At 71.3% G+C, this 19,927-nt stretch carries 12 protein-coding genes and 1 pseudogene; 8 read left to right on the top strand and 5 right to left on the bottom strand.

Annotated features, from left to right (window positions below):
• The first annotated feature begins 11 nt into the window (after positions 1-11).
• Genes AC3IX6_RS36205 through AC3IX6_RS36195 form a run of 3 tightly spaced genes read left to right on the top strand, consistent with a single transcriptional unit; the run spans position 12 to position 6,425 of the window.
• Positions 12-4,184: an AAA family ATPase gene (locus AC3IX6_RS36205; protein WP_489367511.1), complete on the top strand. Its 4,173-nt coding sequence runs from the start codon at positions 12-14 to the stop codon at positions 4,182-4,184.
• Between the two features lie 6 nt (positions 4,185-4,190).
• A complete protein-coding gene (locus tag AC3IX6_RS36200) occupies positions 4,191-5,321 on the top strand; it encodes a trypsin-like peptidase domain-containing protein (RefSeq protein WP_489367510.1) in 1,131 nt (376 codons plus the stop codon).
• A 30-nt stretch (positions 5,322-5,351) separates the two neighbouring features.
• The gene (locus AC3IX6_RS36195) at positions 5,352-6,425 is read left to right on the top strand and encodes a trypsin-like serine peptidase (protein ID WP_489367509.1); all 1,074 of its coding nucleotides are present in this window, start codon (positions 5,352-5,354) and stop codon (positions 6,423-6,425) included.
• A 33-nt stretch (positions 6,426-6,458) separates the two neighbouring features.
• Here the strand turns inward: AC3IX6_RS36195 and AC3IX6_RS36190 are convergent, their stop codons facing one another.
• Positions 6,459-6,662 (bottom strand): hypothetical protein, encoded by a 204-nt coding sequence (locus tag AC3IX6_RS36190; RefSeq protein WP_489367508.1) that lies wholly within the window; start codon positions 6,660-6,662, stop codon positions 6,459-6,461.
• Positions 6,663-6,803: 141 nt separating this feature from the next.
• Here AC3IX6_RS36190 and AC3IX6_RS36185 point away from each other — a divergent pair, with 141 nt between their 5' ends.
• On the top strand, positions 6,804-8,201 hold the full coding sequence (locus AC3IX6_RS36185; protein ID WP_489367507.1) for a hypothetical protein: 1,398 nt from the start codon (positions 6,804-6,806) through the stop codon (positions 8,199-8,201).
• Positions 8,202-8,253: 52 nt separating this feature from the next.
• Positions 8,254-9,468, top strand: a complete 1,215-nt coding sequence (locus AC3IX6_RS36180) for a M4 family metallopeptidase (RefSeq protein ID WP_489367506.1) — start codon at positions 8,254-8,256, stop codon at positions 9,466-9,468.
• A 138-nt stretch (positions 9,469-9,606) separates the two neighbouring features.
• Here AC3IX6_RS36180 and AC3IX6_RS36175 read toward each other — a convergent pair.
• From AC3IX6_RS36175 to AC3IX6_RS36165, 3 genes and pseudogenes are all read right to left on the bottom strand, one after another.
• Positions 9,607-10,122: pseudogene (locus AC3IX6_RS36175) on the bottom strand (ThuA domain-containing protein); the annotation flags it as partial.
• A gap of 83 nt (positions 10,123-10,205) precedes the next feature.
• The gene (locus tag AC3IX6_RS36170) at positions 10,206-12,392 is read right to left on the bottom strand and encodes an RICIN domain-containing protein (RefSeq protein ID WP_489371665.1); all 2,187 of its coding nucleotides are present in this window, start codon (positions 12,390-12,392) and stop codon (positions 10,206-10,208) included.
• A 160-nt stretch (positions 12,393-12,552) separates the two neighbouring features.
• On the bottom strand, positions 12,553-13,854 hold the full coding sequence (locus tag AC3IX6_RS36165; RefSeq protein ID WP_489367505.1) for an RICIN domain-containing protein: 1,302 nt from the start codon (positions 13,852-13,854) through the stop codon (positions 12,553-12,555).
• Positions 13,855-14,111: 257 nt separating this feature from the next.
• Here AC3IX6_RS36165 and AC3IX6_RS36160 point away from each other — a divergent pair, with 257 nt between their 5' ends.
• A complete protein-coding gene (locus tag AC3IX6_RS36160; RefSeq protein WP_489367504.1) occupies positions 14,112-14,642 on the top strand; it encodes an NUDIX domain-containing protein in 531 nt (176 codons plus the stop codon).
• On the opposite strand, the gene AC3IX6_RS36155 is transcribed toward AC3IX6_RS36160, so the two are convergent.
• On the bottom strand, positions 14,626-15,216 hold the full coding sequence (locus tag AC3IX6_RS36155) for a DinB family protein (protein ID WP_489367503.1): 591 nt from the start codon (positions 15,214-15,216) through the stop codon (positions 14,626-14,628). The two genes, AC3IX6_RS36160 and AC3IX6_RS36155, sit on opposite strands and share 17 nt — an antisense overlap.
• A gap of 202 nt (positions 15,217-15,418) precedes the next feature.
• Here AC3IX6_RS36155 and AC3IX6_RS36150 point away from each other — a divergent pair, with 202 nt between their 5' ends.
• On the top strand, positions 15,419-17,446 hold the full coding sequence (locus AC3IX6_RS36150) for a serine/threonine-protein kinase (RefSeq protein ID WP_489367502.1): 2,028 nt from the start codon (positions 15,419-15,421) through the stop codon (positions 17,444-17,446).
• A gap of 38 nt (positions 17,447-17,484) precedes the next feature.
• Positions 17,485-19,839, top strand: coding sequence for an outer membrane protein assembly factor BamB family protein (locus tag AC3IX6_RS36145; RefSeq protein WP_489367501.1), 2,355 nt, complete (start codon positions 17,485-17,487; stop codon positions 19,837-19,839).
• Positions 19,840-19,927: the final 88 nt, after the last annotated feature.

Below are 19,927 nucleotides of genomic sequence, written 5' to 3'. Positions count from 1 at the left end.
GCAGGTGCGGTATGTCTCCCAAGGATACCGAATGGGGACTCGTCACCGACTTGGTGCGAGATCACCTCTTCATCGACGGCGAACCCCGACGCAAGTTGATCCAGTTCGGGTTCTCGCCCGAGTACGTGAGCAGAATTCCGCTGAACTACGTGAGCCACGACAATGCTGTCGCCCTGGTCGAGGCAGTGCGGAACAGCGGCGTCGAAATGCAACTCCTCCTCCTCAGCACGCTCGTGCGGTTGGGCACGCTCGACGTCCTCCCGGCCGCGGTGGAGGCCAAGCGCCTCAGGAACGAGCTGGAGGAGGCCGTACGGCTCCACGTTTCAACCCAGGACTTCTTCCTCAGCAATGTGCTCGGCAACGGCGCCGAGGTGTTCATCGACCGGGCGGATTTCAGGAAGCGGATCCGCGAGTTCCTCGAGAATCCCGACAAGACCGTTCTGGTGGTGGACGGAGAGCCGGACAGTGGGCGCTCCTACAGCTACAAGCTGATCCGGCACATAGGCGAGCACTGCAATTTCCGCCCGGTGCGGGTCACGCTGAACCGGGCCTCGACCGCCGAGCAGGTGGTCCAGCGGCTCGCCGAGTGCGTCGCGGACCCGAGCCCGGTCCCGTCGACGCTCTCGGGCACGGCCCTCCCGCCCCTCCCTCCCCTCCCGCCGTTGAATCCGACACAATTGAACGATCCACTACCCGAGATCGATGCGGCGGTGCACCGCGCCGTCAACCAGGCCACCACCGCGCAGGGGCAGTACTGGCTGGTGCTGGACGACTGCGACAAGCTCGACCCCAATTCCGACGTCTGGGACTGCATCGGCAAGCTGGCCCTGACCATCCACGAGCAGAGGCCGACGCCGCCGAACGTACCGCCCCGGCTGGTGCTGCTCGGGTACTCGCCGACGATGCGCCAGCTCCCCTACGAGATACGCAGGGACGAGGTCAGGGACACCGCCCGGATGTTCGGCCCGGAGGATCTGCGCGAGTTCTTCCGGCAGTTCTTCACCGAGGCTTCGCCTTCGACTCCCCCGGACGTCCAGCGGATCTCCGCCCTCGTCGAAACGGCCGTCCCCGCCGTTCTCCAAGCCTGTGAGGCCTGCGGCCCCGACAGCTACATGCGCAAGATCTCCACGGCGGCAGCGGCGTCGGTCCGCCATTACGGCAAGCTCGCCGCCGGCGAGGAATTCGGCGCGCGCCTGAGCGAGCAGCTGAGCACCGCCGTGGCCTCCGCCGGCCCCGCAGACGTGTCGGACCTGCGCAAGGCCTACCGGGAAGCGGCGTCCCTGCTGAGCAGGTTCGACCCCTCACGGCTGAAGCTGCCCGGCGAGGGGGAGCCCTCCGGGGCGGCCGGGGTGGAGCTGCTGCCCGACTGCCGGGCCGTCGGCGCGCGCAACACCTTCACCTGGGTACTCAAGTCGGACGTCCGCGACACGGCGCTGCGCGGCTTCGCCGGTCCGCAAGGGGCCCGCCGCGCCCTGCTGGCCAACCTGGAGCAGATCCCGCCCGGCACGGGCCCGGCAAGCATCGCGCTGGCCTACCTCGACGGCACGCCCCCGGACCTCGCCCACCAGAAGCTGGGCCAACTGCCGCACACGCTCCAGGCGGTGTTGTGGCTCGCGCAGATCCCGGGCATCACCGGCATCCCCGAGAGCGCGGAGGTCCAGCGGCTGCTGGACCGGGCGCGGCTGATGCAGCCCCTGGAACGCCTCGCACGCGGCTCCTTCCAGGGGCGCGCCGAGGAACTCGCCCGACTGCGCGCCTACATCGGACTGCCCACGCCGCTCCAGGACGAGTTCACCCTCGCGGTCGCCGCCGGCACGAAGCGGCCGGTACTGGTCCACGGGCTGGGCGGCGTCGGCAAGAGCACCCTGCTCGCGACGTTCCTCCGGGACAGCCTGCGCGACTTCCCCACCACGTTCCCCTTCGCGTACGTCGACTTCGCGAGGCCCACCCTCTCGGCCCGCGAACCGGCCACCCTGATCGCGGAGATGGCCCGGCAGCTCAGCGTCCAGTACCCCGGGCACCACGCCGATTTCGACGCCCTGGCGCACACGTGCGAGGAGACCGTCGGCCTCCACCGGGCCGAAGAGGGCACGGTCGAAGAGCTCTACGAGCTCGCCACCACCCGGGCGACGATGGCACGGCTCTCCCAGTCGGGGGTGCACGCCCTGGCCTCGGCACGCGAAGGCCTGCTGGCGGCGCAGCTCGCGACACTCGTCGTCCAGGCAGTGGGGGTGCCCGCGGCGGAGCAGCCGCCCCTGGTTCTCGTGATCGACTCCTTCGAGGAGGCCCAGTACAGCGGTTCCCCGGAGCTCGGCCGCATGTGGGGTCTCTGGTCGGCCCTCCAGAAGGTGCACCCGCGGCTGCGGACCGTCGTCGCGGGGCGGCTGCTGAAGCACCATCCGGCCCGAGTGGTGGAGCCCCTGACGATCGAGCTGAACGACCTCGGCCCGGAGGCCTCCGTGGCCCTCCTGGTCTCCTGCGGGGTGACCGACGAACGTCTCGCCGAGAAGCTCGCCGACCGCGTGGGCGGGAACCCGCTGAGTCTGAAGCTGGCGGCGCGGGCAGCCGAGCAGGAGGGCAACCGGGCCGAATCGCTGAACGAACTGATCGAGAGCCTGCCCCGGCGGCGCCGCCACTTCTACCGCAAGGTCGACCAGATGCTCATCCAGGGGACCCTCTACGAGCGGATCCTCAGGCGCATCGGGGACCCGGACGTCCGCGCTCTCGCGCAGGCCGGATTGGCACTGCGGACCATCACCCCCGCGCTGATCCGGGAGGTCCTCGCCGGACCGTGCGGACTGACGGTGGACTCCGACGGGGAGGCGGAGCGCCTCTTCGAGCTGTTCTCCCGGCTCGACCAGGTGGAATCCGCCGGCCCCGGGACCGTACGCCACCGGGCCGATCTGCGCGCCATCATGCTGCGGCTGGCCGACCGCGCCCGTGCGGACGTGATGCGGGCGGTCGGGCGGCGTGCCGTCGCGTACTACGCGGTACGCGAAGGCCTGGAGCCGCGGGCCGAGGAGATCTACCACCGGCTGCGGTTGAACGAGAGCCCGCGCGACGTGGACCTGCGCTGGCTGCCCGGTGTAGAGCGGTTCCTCGTCGGGGCCGACGAGGACATGGCGGGGCGGTCCGCCGCGTACCTCGCCGGGCGCTTCGGCGGCCACACCCCGGACGAGGTGATGGCGGAGGCGGAGCAGGAGGACTGGGAGCGCATCGCCGCCCGCGAGGTCCAGGACCTGCTGTCGCAGGGGTACACGGAGGAGGCCGCCGCCCGGATCGAGGGGCGGCGCCCGTGGACCTCGGGCAGCCCGTTGCACCCGCTGTGGGTCGAGATCCTGGACCGGCTGGGCCGTCGTGCCGAAGCCCGGGCGGCCGCCGACGCGGCCGTGGAGCGCGCCGATGAGGACGGCTTCCCGGCACTGCAGCTGGAGCTGCTCCTCGTCTCGGCGCGGCTGGCAGAGGCGGACGGCGACCTCGCCGAGGCCGGCGACGACCTCGCCGAGGCCGAGGAGATCGCCACGGGCCTGGGCAAGGACTTCGAGGCGCTGGGCGCCCTGCTGACCCGTGCACAGCTGGCGTCCCGCACCGAGGAACACGATCAGGATGCCGGGAGCAGGCTCGCCGAGCGACTGCGTCGGCTGCCCGACGCGGAGCTCGTCCGCCAGCCCGCCCTGGTGCGTGCCGCGGTCGCCGAGGTCTCGCACGACCACCCGCTGATCCTGGAGCACGCCCTGGACGTCGTGGGCCTGCCCGCGACCGAGGACGGGGTCCTGGACATACTCGGCGAGGCGATCGCCCGGGTGGTGGCCGGCCGGCCGGAGCTGCGGGCCCCGCTGCTCCGCCTTCTGGAGGACTCCGCCGGCCCGCCCGATCCTTCTGCCACTGTCCTGCGGTCCGCGACCGGAGCCACCCACCAGGGGGTGCAGGGCATGCTGCGTGAGGCGCGCCGGCTCGGGACGCTCGACCGGCTCGCCGGGCGCCTCCTGGCCCTCGACGGCGGGAGCGGCGAGCTCGCCTCGGGCGTGGCGGCGGCGATGGGCGCCGGCGCCGCCGCCCCCGGCCCGGCCGCCACCCCCGGCCCGGCCGTGCCCACGGGCACGCGGCCGGTCGCCCCTCAGCCGGGCGGGGCGGACCTCTCAGCGGAGAGTCCAGCCGAAGGGAACGGCCACCGAGCGGCCTGATCGACCATGAGCGACACGTATCTCTCCCAGGACGACGTCGTACAGCTGCGGGACACGGCGGTGGAGGCAGGACTGTCGGACCCGGCACTCCGGAAGCTGCTGTTCGCGGGAATCCTCCCGAAGTACATCGGCTCGCTGCCACTCCTCGCGGCGCCCCTCCAGCAGGTCCACTCGGACCTCAACGAGATGAACCACGTGGAGCGGCTGATCGACGGCACCGTTCCGCTGTCCGTCTGGCTCCGCAACGCCGCCGACCAACTGACCGACGCCGCCGCCCGCGACGTGATACTCAAGGCACTGGACCGGGTGGCGCGCGACGCGGCGGGTGAGCCCGACGTGGCACCCGACGTCCGCACCGGGGAAACCAAGGAAGAGATCGTCTTCCGGGACGACACGGTGCCCTTCGGTTTCCTGACCGGCGGCGCGCTGGCCGGCTCCTCGGTCGCCCGCATCAAGGTGCTGCCGTACCAGGGGGGCGCCCTGCTCCAGCCGGTGGCGCTGCCACACAGCGGCACGGGATGGCTCATCGCCCCCGGCCTCCTCGTCACGAACCACCACGTGGTCAACGCCCGCAAGCGCACCGACGGCCAACAGCAGGTGGCGGACCCGTCGGACCTCCGGCTCCAGGCCCAGGGATCACGCTCCCGGTTCGACTACCTGAGCGAGGACGACACGAACGTCGAGGAGGTACCGGCCAGCGAACTCGTGGCCTGGGACGAGGAGCTCGACTACGCCGTGCTGCGTCTGACCGGCGCCCCGCCCGACACCTTCCTCCGCATCGCCACCGCGCCGCTGGCGGTGGACAAGGACACGCCGGTGGCACTCAACATCATTCAGCACCCGGGTGGAGAGCCGAAGCGGATCGCGCTGCGCAACAACCTCGCCTTCGAGGCGGACGACACGGACGTGCGCTACTTCACCGACACCCGGGGCGGCTCCTCCGGCTCGCCCGTGCTGACCGACGACTGGACGGTGGTGGCCCTGCACCGCGGCACGCGGCGCGTGACGGACGTCAGCTTCCAGGGCAAGAGCACGGCCTTCGTGAACGTCGGCACGCAACTGAGTGCCATCATGCGGCACCTGCGGGAGCACACCCCGCAGATCCACGACGAGATCGCGGCGGCCCAGTCGCGCTGACGCGACGGGCACGATCACAGGAGGTGTGAGATGCGCGGTCGATCACCGGTGGCGACCGGGCCCGAGCAGGTCTTCCGAGAGGATCTGCTGGAGGTGGCCGCACGCGTGCGCAAGGGGCTGGACGCCGAGATCCCCGAGTCCGCCGAGGAGCTTCCCCGGGAGGAGGAGGCGGCCGCGCAGATCGGTCGCGCCGCCCGGGAGGAGCGGGCCAGGGTGCTGGAAGCCGGGGTGCGCGGGCTGGAGAAGCTGGCGGCGGGCCGCAGGGACGACGTCGACGCGGACGAGTCCTTCGGCGTGGAGGCGATCGTCCTGCTCGAAGGCCGCCCGGCGATCCTGGTCCAGGGCCAGGACTTCGCCTCGCAGGCGGGCGACTGGGCCCTGCTCGACGGGCAGCGGCCGGGCATCAGGGCGTCGATCGAGCGGGTCGGCCGGGTGGAGGTCTCCGGCCACGCGGACCTGGACTGGCTGGGCACGGGCTTCCTGGTCTCGCCGTTCGCCGTGATGACCAACCGCCATGTCGCGGCCGAGTTCAGCCGTGCGGACGGCGACGGCGGGTTCACCTTCCGCCAGGGCATGGGTGCGCGCATCGACACCGCCGAGGAACTCGGCGTGCCCGCCACCGACGGATCGTTCGAGTTCAAGGTCACCGAGGTCATCGGCATCCACCGGGACGTCGACATGGCGCTGCTCCGGGTGTCCCCGGTGGCGGGCGGCGGCGGTCCGCTGCCGACGCCGCTGCCGGTCGCCGCCGATGCTCCGCCGGACCTGGAGGGCCGGCCCGTGTACGTGGTCGGCTACCCGGCGGCGGACGGCCGCCGCAACGAACCGGAGGCCATGAGCCGCATCTTCATGGACATCTACAACGTGAAGCGGCTCCAGCCGGGCACGGCGACGGCGCTGGTTCCGGACGGTCCCGGGTTCACCATGACGCACGACTGCTCCACGCTCGGCGGCAACAGCGGCTCCCCCGTCTTCGACCTGGCCGACCACCGGGTCCTCGGCCTCCACTTCGGCGGCCGGTTCAGGTCGGGCAACTTCGCCGTGCCGCTGTTCCAGCTGACGGACGACCCGCTGCTGGAGCGGGCGGAAGTCAACTGGGTGTAGGCCGGTGTCGCACATGCATGCCCAAGGCCGCGTTCACCCGGTGATCGGTTCGCCGTCGAGCGCGCCGCCTATGCAAGTGAAGAGGCCGGTACTGGAGTCGTACTCCACCTTCCCCACCTTGTCGGCCACGCACTCCGGTCCGGTGACCGTCGGCACGACGGCCGACGCGACGGGGACTGCGGTGCCGAGAACGGCCAGTACGAGTGCGGCGGTGAATCCGAGAATGCGCCTACGCATGGGAGCTCCCTTCGGGGACGAGCGATACCTACACGTCAACTCCAGCTTCGCCCTGCGCCACCTTGACCGCACCCTGACGCGGCAGCGCTCAGGGGGCATGCTCCGGGGGCACCTCCCTCGGACTGAGAGGAGGCTGATGTCATGGCGAACACCCCCGAGGTATCCGTAGGACCGCCTGATGACCTCGGCGTGCGGAAGGTCCTGATCGACGGCCACCGCGTGGGAGAGGCCCGGTCTGCCGGGGAGCTCCGGAGGATCCTGGATCGTGCCGGTGTGTCGGTCGGGCACCACGACATCCAATGGCTCGGCGGGGACTGCGGTGTCTGGCCGGACCGGCCCGTTCGGCGCCTGACCATCGGCCTTCTCATGGTCTTCGGATTCCTCGCGACCGCGTACCCGCTCTTCCAGATCGGAATGTCGGACAGCGGCGATGCCCTGACCTACGGCGGACGGATCGCAGGAGTTACCGTCCTCGTTGCCGCCATGGTGGAACTGGCTGCCGCCGCGGCGGCGGTCGACTACTGGGGCAAGCGGCGATGGCGCTACTCGGGGGTGGCCGTTCTGGGCGGAGTCGTCATCGCCCTCCTCTGCGGGATCTGCCTCCTCCTGCTGCAGATCGGCGAGCGGTTCACCGGCTACACCCTGATCGGGATCGCCCTCTGCGTCTGGGCTTCGGTGGCGCTGGTCGGACTCATCAGGCTGCGGGCGTGGAAAGGTCTCCGCAATCCCAAGACGATCGCGATCGGGGTCATCGTCTCCACCCTTCTCGCCGGCGCCAACCTGGCCTACTCGCAAATCTATCTTCCCTATGTGAGAACCCCGCTGATACAGAGCGGGGCGCAGTTCAAAGAGTCGAGTCTGCAAAAAGGCGCGTCTCAGCTGCACGTCACGGTCCATCTGTACGTGAAGAACGCGGGCGAAGTTCCCGTCTACATCCTCGACAGCAAGTACTGGATCCATGGCGGGCCCGCGAACAACAGCGCCGACACCAAGACCGGCGCATTCGAATTGATCTACGATGGCGCCTTCGTCACGCCGGTGGGCACCGTGCTGAATCCAGGGGCGGAGGTCGCGCAGGACGTGGTCATCGAGGTCAAGGATCCGGACAAGCGCAAGTGGGAAGTCATCCGGGCCCAGACCGAGGTGTACGTGATCAGGAAAGACAGAATGAAAATGCCCACTGCGTACGAGCGTTCCGGGGTCGGAGGCAAGAAGCTCGCAGAGGATGCCAAGAAGGAGCAAGGATATCCTGCCGACACGAAGTACAGGTATCGATCCGAGATCTCGAACAGCAGTGAAATTCTGAACGTGACCCGGGGTCGACAGCAGATCACCGTGTTCAGAGTGGACAATGGCGAGTGGCCGCGCGTAGTCGTGGACGTGTCGCCACCGGATGAACGGATCGAGTTCGATCCCCTCAATCTAAATCCCAACGCGGCCGAGAAGAACATCGACCGGTACGGTCTTTCGCCGGTACGCGGCTCCACGGCGGAGACGCCCTACCTGGAGCTCCTGGAGAAGGCCCGCTCAGGCGGGTAGGGGGCCAGTCCGCTCAGGTCAACCGTCCTTCCTATCCATGAGGTGTCGCCCTATGAGCAGGACCTCGCGACTCAACTGCATCATCCCCCCGTACCTCCTCAGGAGGCTCCTGGAGAGCGACCAGAGCGAGGTGCGCCAGGCGGCCCTGGACACCATGTTGACCACTGCTCGCCTGCGTGGCCAGCGAGAGGTCCGGGCCTCCTTCGCCGGCGCGGCCGCCCCCGGCAACGGCCGCCGCACCGTCTTCGACTGCGAGGAGAAGAGCTTCCTCCCGACCGCTGTCCTGGCCAGGTCGGAAGACGGACCGGAGTCCGTGGACGAGTCCACCAACCGGGCGTTCGACGGACTCGGTCTGACGCGCGACTTCTTCGGAGAGGTCTTCCAGCGCGATTCGATCGACGGCCGGGGGATGCGGCTGGACGGGTTCGTCCACTTCGGCGTGAAGTTCAACAACGCGTTCTGGGACGGACGGCAGATGGTCTTCGGCGACGGGGACGGAAAGGTGCTCGGTGACCTCACCGGATCCCTCGACGTGATCGCCCACGAGCTGACGCACGGAGTGACGGAGCACACCGCTGGATTCGAGTACCACAACCAGTCGGGCGCCCTGAACGAGTCGGTTTCGGACGTCTTCGGGTCGCTGGTCAAGCAGTGGTCGCTGAAGCAGGCGGCCGAGGAGGCGGACTGGCTGATCGGCGCCGACGTGTGGACCCCCGGAATCGATGCCGACGCCCTGCGATCGATGAAGGCCCCGGGGCACGCGTACAACAATCCGCTGTTCGGAAGGGACCCCCAGCCCGACCGCATGAGCAAGTTCATCCACCTCCCCGACACCGAGGAAGGGGACAACGGCGGGGTACACCTCAACTCCGGCATTCCGAACAGGGCGTTCTACCTGACCGCCGTGGGCATCGGCGGCTTCGCCTGGGAGGCCGCCGGGCCGATCTGGTTCGAATCGCTCAAAGTGTCCGGCGCCGAGGCCCAGTTCCATGATTTCGCCCGCACCACCTTCCATAAGGCCGGCGAACTGTTCGGCGCAGGCAGCCCCGAACAGTCGGCCGTGCTGACGGCATGGCAGGAAGTGGAGATCTCCATCCAGGGCCTCCCGGCCGGGGCCGCCCGAACACGGAGCCGTGCGGCGGCCAACGGGAACGGCAGCCTGGGCCGGCAGGACGGCCTGGCAGACCTGAGCAGGCAACTCGGGGAACTGAGTGCCAAGGTGACGGCGCTGGCCAAGGACGTGAACGCGCTGAAGGCGACCAAGTGAAGGCAGCGACCGAGCCTGTACCTCCCGGGGGCGACCCGGGCGGTACAGGCTGTTCTCCCGAACGTGGACATCAGGGGGAGGCAGAGCCTCAGGGGTGAGCGGTCAGGTGGACTGTGGATCGCCCCGGACCGCGATCCGGGACAGCCGGGTGTTGGAGCCGTAGTCCATGGCGTTGTGCCCGAAGTTGGCGTACACCGTCTTGTACTGGGTGTTGGTCCAGAGGATCGGGTAGTAGCCGCTGTACCAGGACTGGTTCGGGTCCGTGCCCAGGGGGAAGCTCGTCGGGTCGACCGATGCCAGGACCTTGATGTTCCCGTTGGCGCGCAGGTCGTTCGACCAGCCGTACCACTCGCTGACCGCCGAGGTGAATGTCGCGGGCAGCCCCGCGGTCGAGGGGTGCGTCCGGTCCTCCGTGCGCAGCACCGCCGTGGTCGGACCCCAGGTGTCGGTCCGGAAGTTCCCGCTGCCGAGGAACCCGTTGTAGTACCAGGGCCATGAGCCGGCGTTGGTGGTGAACACCGAGGAGTGGAAGCCCATCCAGCCGCCGCCGGCCCTCACGTACCGCTCGAAGCCGGCCCGCTGGGCGCCCGTCTTGGGTGCGTCGTCCAGGAACATGACGACCTGGTAGTCGTTGACCCCTCCGTTCGCCAGCAGTCGATTTCACCTACACGCCGACCAGGAACCGGGAGGCCGGGGCCGTCAGGCCAACAGGACCAGCAGCCGTGCTACGAGCCGCCTCACGGGTGGCTCACCAGGTTGGCCACGTTGGTGGACGCGTTGGAGGGTCCGCCCCGGTCGTTGATGACGTGCCGGATGGTCCCGGTGCCGCCGAGCGAGACGGTCACCATGTTCTGGAAGCGCACGTTCGAGTTGTTGGGGGCCTCGAAGGCACGCTCGGCGGTCACGCTCGGGTTGACGTTGAAGTAGCAGTAGCTGCCGAGCCCGTACGCCTGGTGACTGGTGACCGAGTTCGCGACCTTGTACGCCGAGTAGCCCTGCGTGGACCCGTTCATCCACGCCGCCTGGTTCGGCGGGTCGTACGGCATCTCGTTCTGGTAGAAGTACGTCCGCCCGCCGTTGCCGTTCCAGATGGTCTGGTGCTTCTGGTAGTGCTCGACGAACAGGCCGTACATGGTGACACCGTCGCCGTTGACGACGAGCCCCGTGTCCGCCGTGTTGCTGTTCCAGCCGATGCCGCTGCCGTGATCGCCGCGCCAGATCCACATGTGGTCGCCGATGACGTGATCGCTGTTGACCACCAGGCTGGTCGTCGCCCTGCCGACCGCGGCGCCACCGACCCGGAAGTAGACGTCGTGCAGGGAGGTGGGGTTCGCCGCGTGGTTCGCGGCGGCGCCGGCGGGGCCGACTTCCATCAGGGTCTGCGAGTTGGTGGTTCCGGCGTCGAAGAGGACGCCTGCGACCTTCACGCCGTCGACATCGGCCACCGTCATGGCCGTGACACCGTTGTCAGGAATGAAGGTGGCGAGGCCGAGACCGAGGACGACGGTGTCGGGGCGGGTCACCTTCAAGGTCTGGCTGAGGTGGTAGACACCGGGGGTGACCAGCAGGTTCTTCCCCTCGGTCAGTGCCGCGTTGATCTGTGCGGCCGTCGCTCCGGGCTTGACGACGTAGAACTGGTCCATGCCGAGCGAGCTGCCCGCCGCATTCCCGCCGGCCCAGCTGGTGGCCGTGGAGTCGGTGCGCAGGGACGGTACGAACACCTTGTACGCGCCCGCGCCGTCCACGTACAGGAAGGGCTTCTCGCGGACCGTCGGCGTCTGGTTCACCGTGGTGTAAGGCGGGTTGGGGAAGGTGTTGCCCGGCACGCCCTGGCTGCCGACGAACACCATGTTCCAGTTGGACCCGGTCCAGCTGCCGAGCTGGGAGTTGCGGGTCAGCCACTGCTGCTGGGTGCCGGACCGGACCTGGCCGTCGATCTTGCTGTCGGCCATGAATCCGCCGCTGGCCCAGCCGCCGTCGCTCAGCTCGAGGTTGCCGCGGACGTGCATGCGCCGGTACCCGGACGCCTGCGAGACCGCCCAACGGTCTGTGCCGCCGGTCGGGTTCACCGACAGGTTCTCCGCGCCGCGCCAGAAGTTCTGGGTGGCGTTCTGCGGCGGGAACCAGTCCGCCTCCACGTGCACGGCGCCGTTGATCGTCACCGCGTCGGGCGACTGGCCGAGGCCGAGGACCTGGGTGTAGAAGCCGACGTTGACATCGTTGCCGTAGGTACCCGGCTTGAACATCACGGCGTAGCGCTGGGAGCCGAACTGGTTGGTCTCCTGCTGCTGGAAGATGGAGTTCAGCCGGCTCTGGATGGTGGACGACGGCATCGACGGGTCGAAGACGACCACGTTCGGGCCGAGGTCCACGTCCCCGGGCGCGGTGTTCACGGGCGCCACCTGGAAGCGCTGGGCCGCCGTGCCGTTGCAGGTGTACTGCACCAGCTGGACGCTGTCGGCCGTCGAGGCGGCCGGGACGTCCAGGCACTTCCCGCTGTGGCGGCTGACGAAGTGGTACGCGCCGCCGCCCTCGTCGACGGCCTGCCACTGCTGGTTGTTGCCGCCGCCGTACGCCCAGAGGTGCAGGGCGGCGTTGTCGGCCGAGGAGGTGTCGCTCACGTCGACGACCTGGGTGCTCGCGTTGCGGTTGCCGATCCGCACGAAGCCGTCGCCGGTCGGCGTGAAGCTCCATTGCTGCGCGGTGCTGTTGTTGCAGGAGTACTGCTGCACCGCCGTGCCGTTCGCGGTCGCGGCCGACCGTGCGTCCACGCACTTGCCGCTGCCGGCATTGACGACGGTGGACCAGCCCGTCGGCAGGTCGGCCGCCGCCTTCGCGGAAGCGTTCGGCGTGGCGGCCCGTGGGGTGGCGGCCTGGCTGGGATGGAGGGCGGTGAGGACCGAAGCGGCCGAGGCGGCGACCACGAGGGCCGCGACCCAGGGCCGTGTGACGCGGGCCCGGCTTGCGCCGTGGCGAACCGCTCCGGGCTTGTGCGTGTGCGTGTGTGGGGAGCTGAGCACGTCTTCTCCTGTGCCGGCTGTACGGCCTGAGTGGGGGGTGGGTGAGACGGGAGGGGTGGAGGGGTCAGCCGTTGTACTGGGCGAGGACGCGGGTCACCGTCCACTTCTGGTGGGCCGCCCCGGTACAGGTCCATATCTGCAATCGGGTGCCGTTGGCCGAGCTGCCTCCCGCGGCGTCCAGGCACTTGTTCGCCTGCGGGTTGACGATGTCCCGGGCGGCGGGGACGGCCCACCGCTGGGCGGCGCTGCCGTTGCACTCCCACAGCTGGACCGGCGTACCGTCGGCCGTACCTCCCGAGGCCACGTCCAGGCACTTGCCGAGCGCGCGGATGGTGCCGTCGGTTCCCGCGCTCCAGCGCTGGGCGGCGGTGCCGTTGCAGTCGTAGAGCTGTACGGGGGTTCCGTTGGCGGTACCCGCTCCCGCGACGTCCACGCACTTCCCGCCGAGGCCGGTGAGGGGACCGCCGCCGCCCGGCTGGCCGCTGTCGGTGCTGACCCTCACGTAGTCGACGAGGAGTTGCTGGGGGAAGACCGTGCTGCCGCTCGGGTCTCCGGGCCAGTAGCCGCCGACCGCGAGGTTGAGGATGAGGAAGAAGGGCTTGTTGAAGACCCATTGCTTTCCGCCGAGGTCGGCGGGGGTGCGGCGCTGGTAGACCGTGCCGTCGACGGACCAGGTGATCGCGTCGGGGCTCCAGTCGACGGCGAAGGCGTGGAAGGCGTCGGCGAACACCTGACCACCGGGCAGGGTGTACCCGGCGCCGATTCCGCCGCTGCCGGAGTACCCGGGACCGTGCAGGGTGCCGTGGACGGTGGAGGGCTCGAAGCCCACGTTCTCCATGACGTCGATCTCACCGGAGTTGGGCCAGCCCACCTGGCCGATGTCGCCGCCCAGCATCCAGAACGCGGGCCACATGCCCTGTCCGCGCGGGATCTTCATCCGGGCCTCGACGCGGCCGTACGTCGTGGTGAACGTGCCGGCCGTGTTCAGCCGCGCGGAGGTGTACTCGCATCTTCCGTACCAGCACTGGTAGTTGGCCGGGTTCTCGCGGCGGGCGGTGATGGCCAGGTGGCCTTGGCCGTCGAGGGCGGCGTTGCGGTTGCCCGCCGTGTAGTACTGCCGCTCGTGGTTGTTGACGTTGTCGCCCGTCTCGATCTGCCACTTCCGGCCGTCCACGGCGGAGCCCGCAGGTCCGTCGAACTCGTCGGAGAAGGTGACGGCGGCGGCTGCTGCGGCCGCGGTCGCGGGTGGCCGCGCCGCCGGCCCGGGCGCCGGCGCACCCTGCGCAAGTCCGGTGGACAGCGAGGCGAGGGTCAGGACCGAGACCAGAGACAGCAGCAGGCGTCGGGATAAGTGTGGGGGGTGCATGACTCTCCCTTCCGGGGAGCGTGACGAACATGTCGCCCTGCGGCATGCAGATGACAACGCGGGGCGTGGGGGCCCGCATGGTTGCCGCGCCGACAGGGATGGGGGGCGAGGAGGCGAGCCCGGTGGGACCCTTTCATCACAAAGTGATTTAAGTAGTGAACGAAAACCCTGTCAAGGGCTTGGTCTGGACCACATTCATGAAGGCATCCGCATCACGGATCTCCGTCGCCCGTCGCGGACGCGCCCCTTCGCCTAACATGCCAACAACCCACCCGGTGAAGGGAGTCCTCGTGGCGCAGCACGACGACGAGCGCTCCCGAGCCCTCACACCGGCCTTCGACTCGATGACGGTGCTGGTCGCGGCCGTCATCGTCCACGACCGGGCCACGAACCGAGTCGTCCTGCTCCAGCGCGGCGAGAACGCGAAGTTCGCCCAGGGGCTGTGGGACCTGCCCGCCGGCAAGAGTGAGCCGGGTGAGCCCGTCACGGCAACCGCGGTGCGCGAGCTCTACGAGGAAACCGGCCTCACGGTGAAGCCCGAGTCCCTCGTGGTCGCCCACGTCATCCATGGCGCTCGGGGCGTGGAAGCTCCCAACGGTTTCCTCAGCGTCGTCTTCGCCACGTACGAATGGACCGGCGACCCCGAGAACCGCGAGCCCCACAAGCACGCTCAGGTCCGCTGGGTGAACGCGGCCGCATTGCCGTCCGAGTTCGTCCCCACGACTCGCATCGCCTTGCTCTCGTTCCTCACCGAGGGGCCGCAGATCTCGCTCAGAGGGTGGCTTTGACGGGTGCGGCCGACCTGGCGGCCTGCTCGATCCTCGCGCGGTAGGCCGCACGGGCTTCCTCGTCGATCCGCTTCTCGTGTTCGGCGCGCAACCCGGTCCGGCCGTCGAGGCCCTCGCGCAGGATGTCGGCGTGCCCGGCATGGCGGATGGACTCGCCGAGGACATGGACCATGATGGCGAACAGGTTCGTGTCGGCATGCGGCTCCGGCCACCACGGCACGTGGCCCGGGGCGTCCAGGGGAAGCTCGTCGATCGTCGCGTCCGAGTGTTCCCATGTGCGCCGGTAGAACCCGGTGATCTGATCGCGGGTCTCGTCCTCGGTCGCCCACAGATCGCTGCCGTTGGCGTCCTGCCACCGGGGCAGCGGTTCCGGGGAAGGGCGGTCGAGGACCTCGCCGAAGTACCTGGCCTCGACGGTGGCCACGTGTTTGACCAGGCCGAGGAGGTTGGTCCCGGTCGCCGTCAAAGGTCGGCGGGCGTCGTATTCGGACAGGCCGTCGAGTTTCCAGAGCAGCGCCTCGCGGTCCCGCCGCAGTCTCCCGTGCAGGTTGTCCTTCGCGAATTCATCGATCATGCGACATGAGCCTGCCACGGACTGCCCGCAGTCTCAAGATCACGTACAGCCCGGCTCGGGCTCGAATCGGCGCCCGAGGCACACGGATGCCCCGCGCACCCGGCGCGTCCGGTGCGGCCGAGGTGCGCCCCCGCCTCGCCGGAGTACGTCAACTTCCTTGATTTCAAACATGGTTGACGGGTGCACCCATACGATCAACGATATGACACCAGTGATCGCCCCCTTGCCGGGCGGTACGCCCGCGCAGCTCGGAGGTCACCGGGTCCTTGGGGTGCTCGGGGCCGGCGGCATGGGGACGGTCTACCTCGCCCGCCGCCGGGGACGGGCGGTCGCCCTGAAGACCATCCGGCCCGAACTCTTCCGCGACACGGACCTGCGCGAGCGGTTCGCCCGCGAGGCCGCCGCCGCGGCAGCGGTCCGCAACCCCTTCGTCGCCCACGTGCTCGGCTCCTCGACCGCCGGGCAAGTTCCCTGGATCGCCGCCGAGTTCGTCCCCGGGGCGACCCTCTCCGCCGCCGTACTGCGGCACGGCCCCCTGTCCGCGCCCACCGTGCGGGTCCTTGCCGGGGCGCTCGGCCGGGCCCTGACGGCCCTGGGCGCGGCCGGGGTCGTACACCGCGATCTGAAGCCGTCGAACGTCATCCTCGGCGCCGACCGCCCCCGCGTCGTCGACTTCGGCATCGCCCGGGTGACCGGGGACGCCACCTTGACGGCGACCGGGCAGCGCCCCGGAACGCCCGGCTACATGTCGCCCGAGCAGGTGGTGAAGGGTCCCCTCGGACCACCGAGCGACGTCTTCTGCCTCGGTGCGCTGCTCGTCTTCGCGCTGACCGGCCGGCACGCCTTCTACGACGGAGACCCCGTTCGCTCGGATTTCCGCATCGCCTACGAGGCCCCCGACCTCACCGGCGTACCGGCAGAGTTGACGCCCGTGATCCGCGGCTGCCTCGAAAAGCGGCCGGCGGACCGGCCCGCCGCCGCGGAGGTGGCCGCGGAACTCGACCCGCGGGGAGCCGCCCTGCGCGCCGCCACCCGCTGGCTGCCTCCCACGGTGCTCGCCGACGCCGCCGAGATGGCGCGGGCCGCAGCCGCCCTGGGCGCCGGCCCACGGCTGCCCACCCGGCGCAGGGTGCTGACCGGCGCCGGAGCGGCCGTGCTCCTCGCGGCGACCGGTGCCACCGCCCTGCGCACCCTCCAGCAGGACGACGGCCCCGGCCGTACCCCCGCCCCCCGCTGGAGCGGCCCGCCCGGCACCGTGCCGGGGCCCCTGTGGTCGTACGACGGCGCCGCGGCGCAGCCGGCCTTCGGGCCGGTCGAGGTCGACGGCCGGGTGTGCTTCGCGGACGGCGGCGGCGAGCTCCTCCTCCACGACCCGGTCTCGGGCGAACAGCGCTGGCGCGGACCGGTGGTGCGCGACCTCGTCGGCGGCGGCCGTCCCGTCGCCCTGGACCCCGACGGCTCCCTGCTGTTCCTGGACCCCGGCAGCGGTACGGTCCGCCACCGCGCGCGCGACGGGGTGACCGGGCTGCTCGCCGCCGACGAGGACCAGGTGTACGTCCTCGACGCCGACGGCCGCCTGGCCGCGCTCGAACGGGCGGACGGCGCGGTGCGCTGGCGTGTGCCCGTCCCCGTGTCGGGCACGGTGCTCTCGGCGGCCGCCGAGGACGGTCGGCTGCTCCTGGCCTCCGCCTCCGGAGGGGTGGTGGCCCTGTCCGCCGCCGACGGCGGCCCCGTGTGGCGGCGGCCCGCCGGCACGGACGGTTCGCGGACGGCCCTGTCCGCGAACGGAGTGCTGCTGGGCGGGTCCGGAGACCGAACGCTGACCTGCCTGGACCGGGGGCGCGGCGAACAGCTGTGGACCCTGCCCGCGGACGACAGCGCGGGCTTCGGCGTGCCCACGCCGGCCGGGGACACCGTGTACGTCGCCGACGGCCGCCAGCTCCGGAGCGTCGACGCGAAGACCGGAGCCTCCGCCTGGACCGTGCTGGCGGCCGAGGAACTGGCGCAGGACCAGGCTCCGTTGGTGGCGGGATCCGGGATCTTCGCGCCGCTGCGGAGGCCCGAGCTCGGCATCCTCGTGGTGCACGGCGGGCGGGCGGCCGAGCAGTACGTGTTCGCACCGGCCCCGGCCGGGGAGGGCCGGGCCGACGTTCCCTGGCGGGGAGCGGTCGCCGGAGGCAGCGTCATCTGGCAGCGCGGCAGCGCGGTCCGCGCCCTGCCGGGCATGTGACCGGCCCCGGGCGGGGTCACGAGGTGAGGGGGGAACGCGTGGGGGGCGGACGTCTGGAGGAGGGCTTGCGCCCCGAGGACCCGCGGTCGGCCGGGCCGTACCGGCTGCTGGCCCGCTGGCCCGGCCCCCGGCCGGTGCCGGCGCGGGGCGGGATGTACGTGGGCCGCGACCGGGACCACGGGCACGCCGTGGTGTGCCTGCTGCCCCCGGCCGCGTACGAGGCGGCCGAGGCGCTGCACCGTCGGGCCGTGCCGGGAGTGCCCGCCGTACTGGACCTGAGCACCGGGACCGAGCCCGCGTGGGTGGCCCTCGTACACACCCCTGCCGTGTCCCTGTCCGACGTGGGGCGGCGGCCCGGAACGGAGTCCGGGATCCTGCCCCTGGATCAGTCGGTGCGGCTCGCCGCGGAGATCGCCGAAACCCTGGCCGCCCTGCACGCCCTGGGCATCAGCTACGGCGCGGTGGCACCCGACGGCGTCTGGCTCACCACGGCCCGCCCGCTGCTGATGGCCCTGCACGCGTGCCGCATGCCGTCCGTGGCGTCCGTGCCGGGCCGGGTGCGGGGGCCGGGCCAAGGGCCGCGACCCGACGCGGGGCCCGGGCGGCCCGCACCGCACAGCCGGGTGTCGACCGTGCCCGCCGCCTTCATGGCCCCGGAGGTGGCCGCGGGGCGGCCCTCCTCCACCGCTGCCGACGTGTACTCCCTGGCGGTGCTGCTGCTCCACACGGCCACCGGGCGGCTCCCCTTCGGGGACGGCCCGCCGCCCGTACTGGCCTACCGCGCCCGCCACGACCGGCCCGAACTGCCCGAACTGCCGGGAGAGCTGGGCGAGGTGGTGGCCGCGGCGCTGGCCGCCTCCCCGGCGGACCGCCCCACCGCCACGGAGCTGCGCCGGACGCTGGCCCCCGGAGGGCAGGACGCGGAGCGGACACCGGACCCGCTGCCCGGCCGGGTCGTCGCCGCACTGGCCGTACGCACACAGGCGATCGCCGACCTGGAGATCCCCGATGCGGATGCGGATGCGGATGCGGACGGGAACGGGGACGGGCACGGGCATGCGGACGGCCGGGCCCCGGCGGGCGCCGGCGCGCACGAGCCCCCGCACCCCGCCACCCAGGCGGCGGCCCCCGGCCCGGTTCCGGCCCCGGCCACCCCCGACGCGCCCGCCCCGCCCACCCGCCGCCGGGTGCTGTCCGGCCTGCTGGCCGGCGCGGCAGGGGCGGCCCTGGGGGTCTTCGGGACCCTCGCCCGGTCCGCACTGACCCGCGAGGACAGCCGCACCGGGCCGTCCGCGGCAGGGGGCGGTTCCGGTACGAGCCCCCGCGTGCCCGGGATGCCACCGGCCGCCCTGTGGCGCCTGGACGACCCGACGGCCCGCATCCGGCTCCTCCCGGTGAGCAGCGCCGACCACTGCCTCATGACGCGCGGCGACGTCCTGTACGGGCACGACCTGCGCACCGGCAAGGAGGTGTGGCAGCTGCCCGCCGGCGGCAGCACCCCGCCCGTCCAGGTGCCCGGCGACCGCTTCCTGACGGCGACCCGCGAGGGGCTGTCGCTCTGCTCGATGCGTGACGGCCGGACCCAGTGGCTCCAGCGCGACGAGCAGCTCGCGGGGGTGCTCGCCGCCGACGGCTCCACGGCGTGGCTGCGCGTGGGGGACGGGAGTCCGACGGGCGGATACCTGCTGGCGGCGTTCGACCTGGAGCGCCGCAAGGAGTTGTGGCGCACCCCGCTGCCGAGCGGATTCGGCGGCGAGCAACTCGTCATCGCCGTCGGCCCCGAGACGGTCGTCGTGGAGGTGCAGGTACCCCGGCCGATGTTCCGGGACGTCACGGCCGTCCGGACCCTCCCGATCGCGGGCTTCGAGCGGAGCAGCGGACGCGTGCTCTGGAACCGCTCCCACCCCGACGTGCACGGCGGCCCGGCCTCCGTGGTGGACCCGGCGGGCGGCGGGCGGCTGTTCCTGCTCTCCCGCGGTCGCGCCCACGCCTACGACCTGAAGACCGGCACCCGGCTGTGGGAGTCGCAGGCCCTGGTCGCCGGGACCAACGCCCCGCCCTTGTTCAGCGGCGGCACCCTGTACCTGGCCGACGACGGGACGGGCCCCGTCGTCGCCGTCGACCCGGACACCGGCCGGACCCTGTGGGAGCAGACGCTCACCGAGAACCTGGAGTGGAACATGCTCGGGAGCATGACCGCGAGCGCCTCGGGACGCACCCTCTACCTCGCGACCCTGCACCAGGTCACCGCGACCGGCATCCCGTCGGGCAAACGGCTGTGGCAGACGGGGCTCGCGGGGGTGGAGGCCCGGGAGCCGTTCCAACTCGCGGCGGTACCCGGCGCCCTGCTCGTCGCCCGGCCGTCCGCCGTCGTCGCCCTCCCGGCGGACTGACCCCGCGCCCTCTCCCCCGCGCGCCCTCACCCCCACGCCGCCGCCCGCACACGCAAGCACGCACGCACAGGTCCGACCGCCGCCCCGA

The organism is Streptomyces sp. GL_141 (genome assembly GCF_057834385.1).
The sequence above is the reverse complement of the archived record's forward strand: the minus strand, read 5'-3'. Positions and strand labels throughout refer to the sequence as shown.

Bases quoted from the DNA above. Each gene is read 5' to 3' on its own strand.
- AC3IX6_RS36200 (WP_489367510.1), top strand. From the start codon at position 4,191: ATGAGCGACACGTATCTCTCCCAGGACGACGTCGTACAGCTGCGGGAC.
- AC3IX6_RS36185 (WP_489367507.1), top strand. From the start codon at position 6,804: ATGGCGAACACCCCCGAGGTATCCGTAGGACCGCCTGATGACCTCGGC.
- AC3IX6_RS36160 (WP_489367504.1), top strand. From the start codon at position 14,112: ATGCCAACAACCCACCCGGTGAAGGGAGTCCTCGTGGCGCAGCACGAC.
- AC3IX6_RS36205 (WP_489367511.1), top strand. From the start codon at position 12: ATGTCTCCCAAGGATACCGAATGGGGACTCGTCACCGACTTGGTGCGA.
- AC3IX6_RS36190 (WP_489367508.1), bottom strand. From the start codon at position 6,662: ATGCGTAGGCGCATTCTCGGATTCACCGCCGCACTCGTACTGGCCGTT.
- AC3IX6_RS36180 (WP_489367506.1), top strand. From the start codon at position 8,254: ATGAGCAGGACCTCGCGACTCAACTGCATCATCCCCCCGTACCTCCTC.
- AC3IX6_RS36150 (WP_489367502.1), top strand. From the start codon at position 15,419: ATGACACCAGTGATCGCCCCCTTGCCGGGCGGTACGCCCGCGCAGCTC.
- AC3IX6_RS36155 (WP_489367503.1), bottom strand. From the start codon at position 15,216: ATGATCGATGAATTCGCGAAGGACAACCTGCACGGGAGACTGCGGCGG.
- AC3IX6_RS36165 (WP_489367505.1), bottom strand. From the start codon at position 13,854: ATGCACCCCCCACACTTATCCCGACGCCTGCTGCTGTCTCTGGTCTCG.
- AC3IX6_RS36195 (WP_489367509.1), top strand. From the start codon at position 5,352: ATGCGCGGTCGATCACCGGTGGCGACCGGGCCCGAGCAGGTCTTCCGA.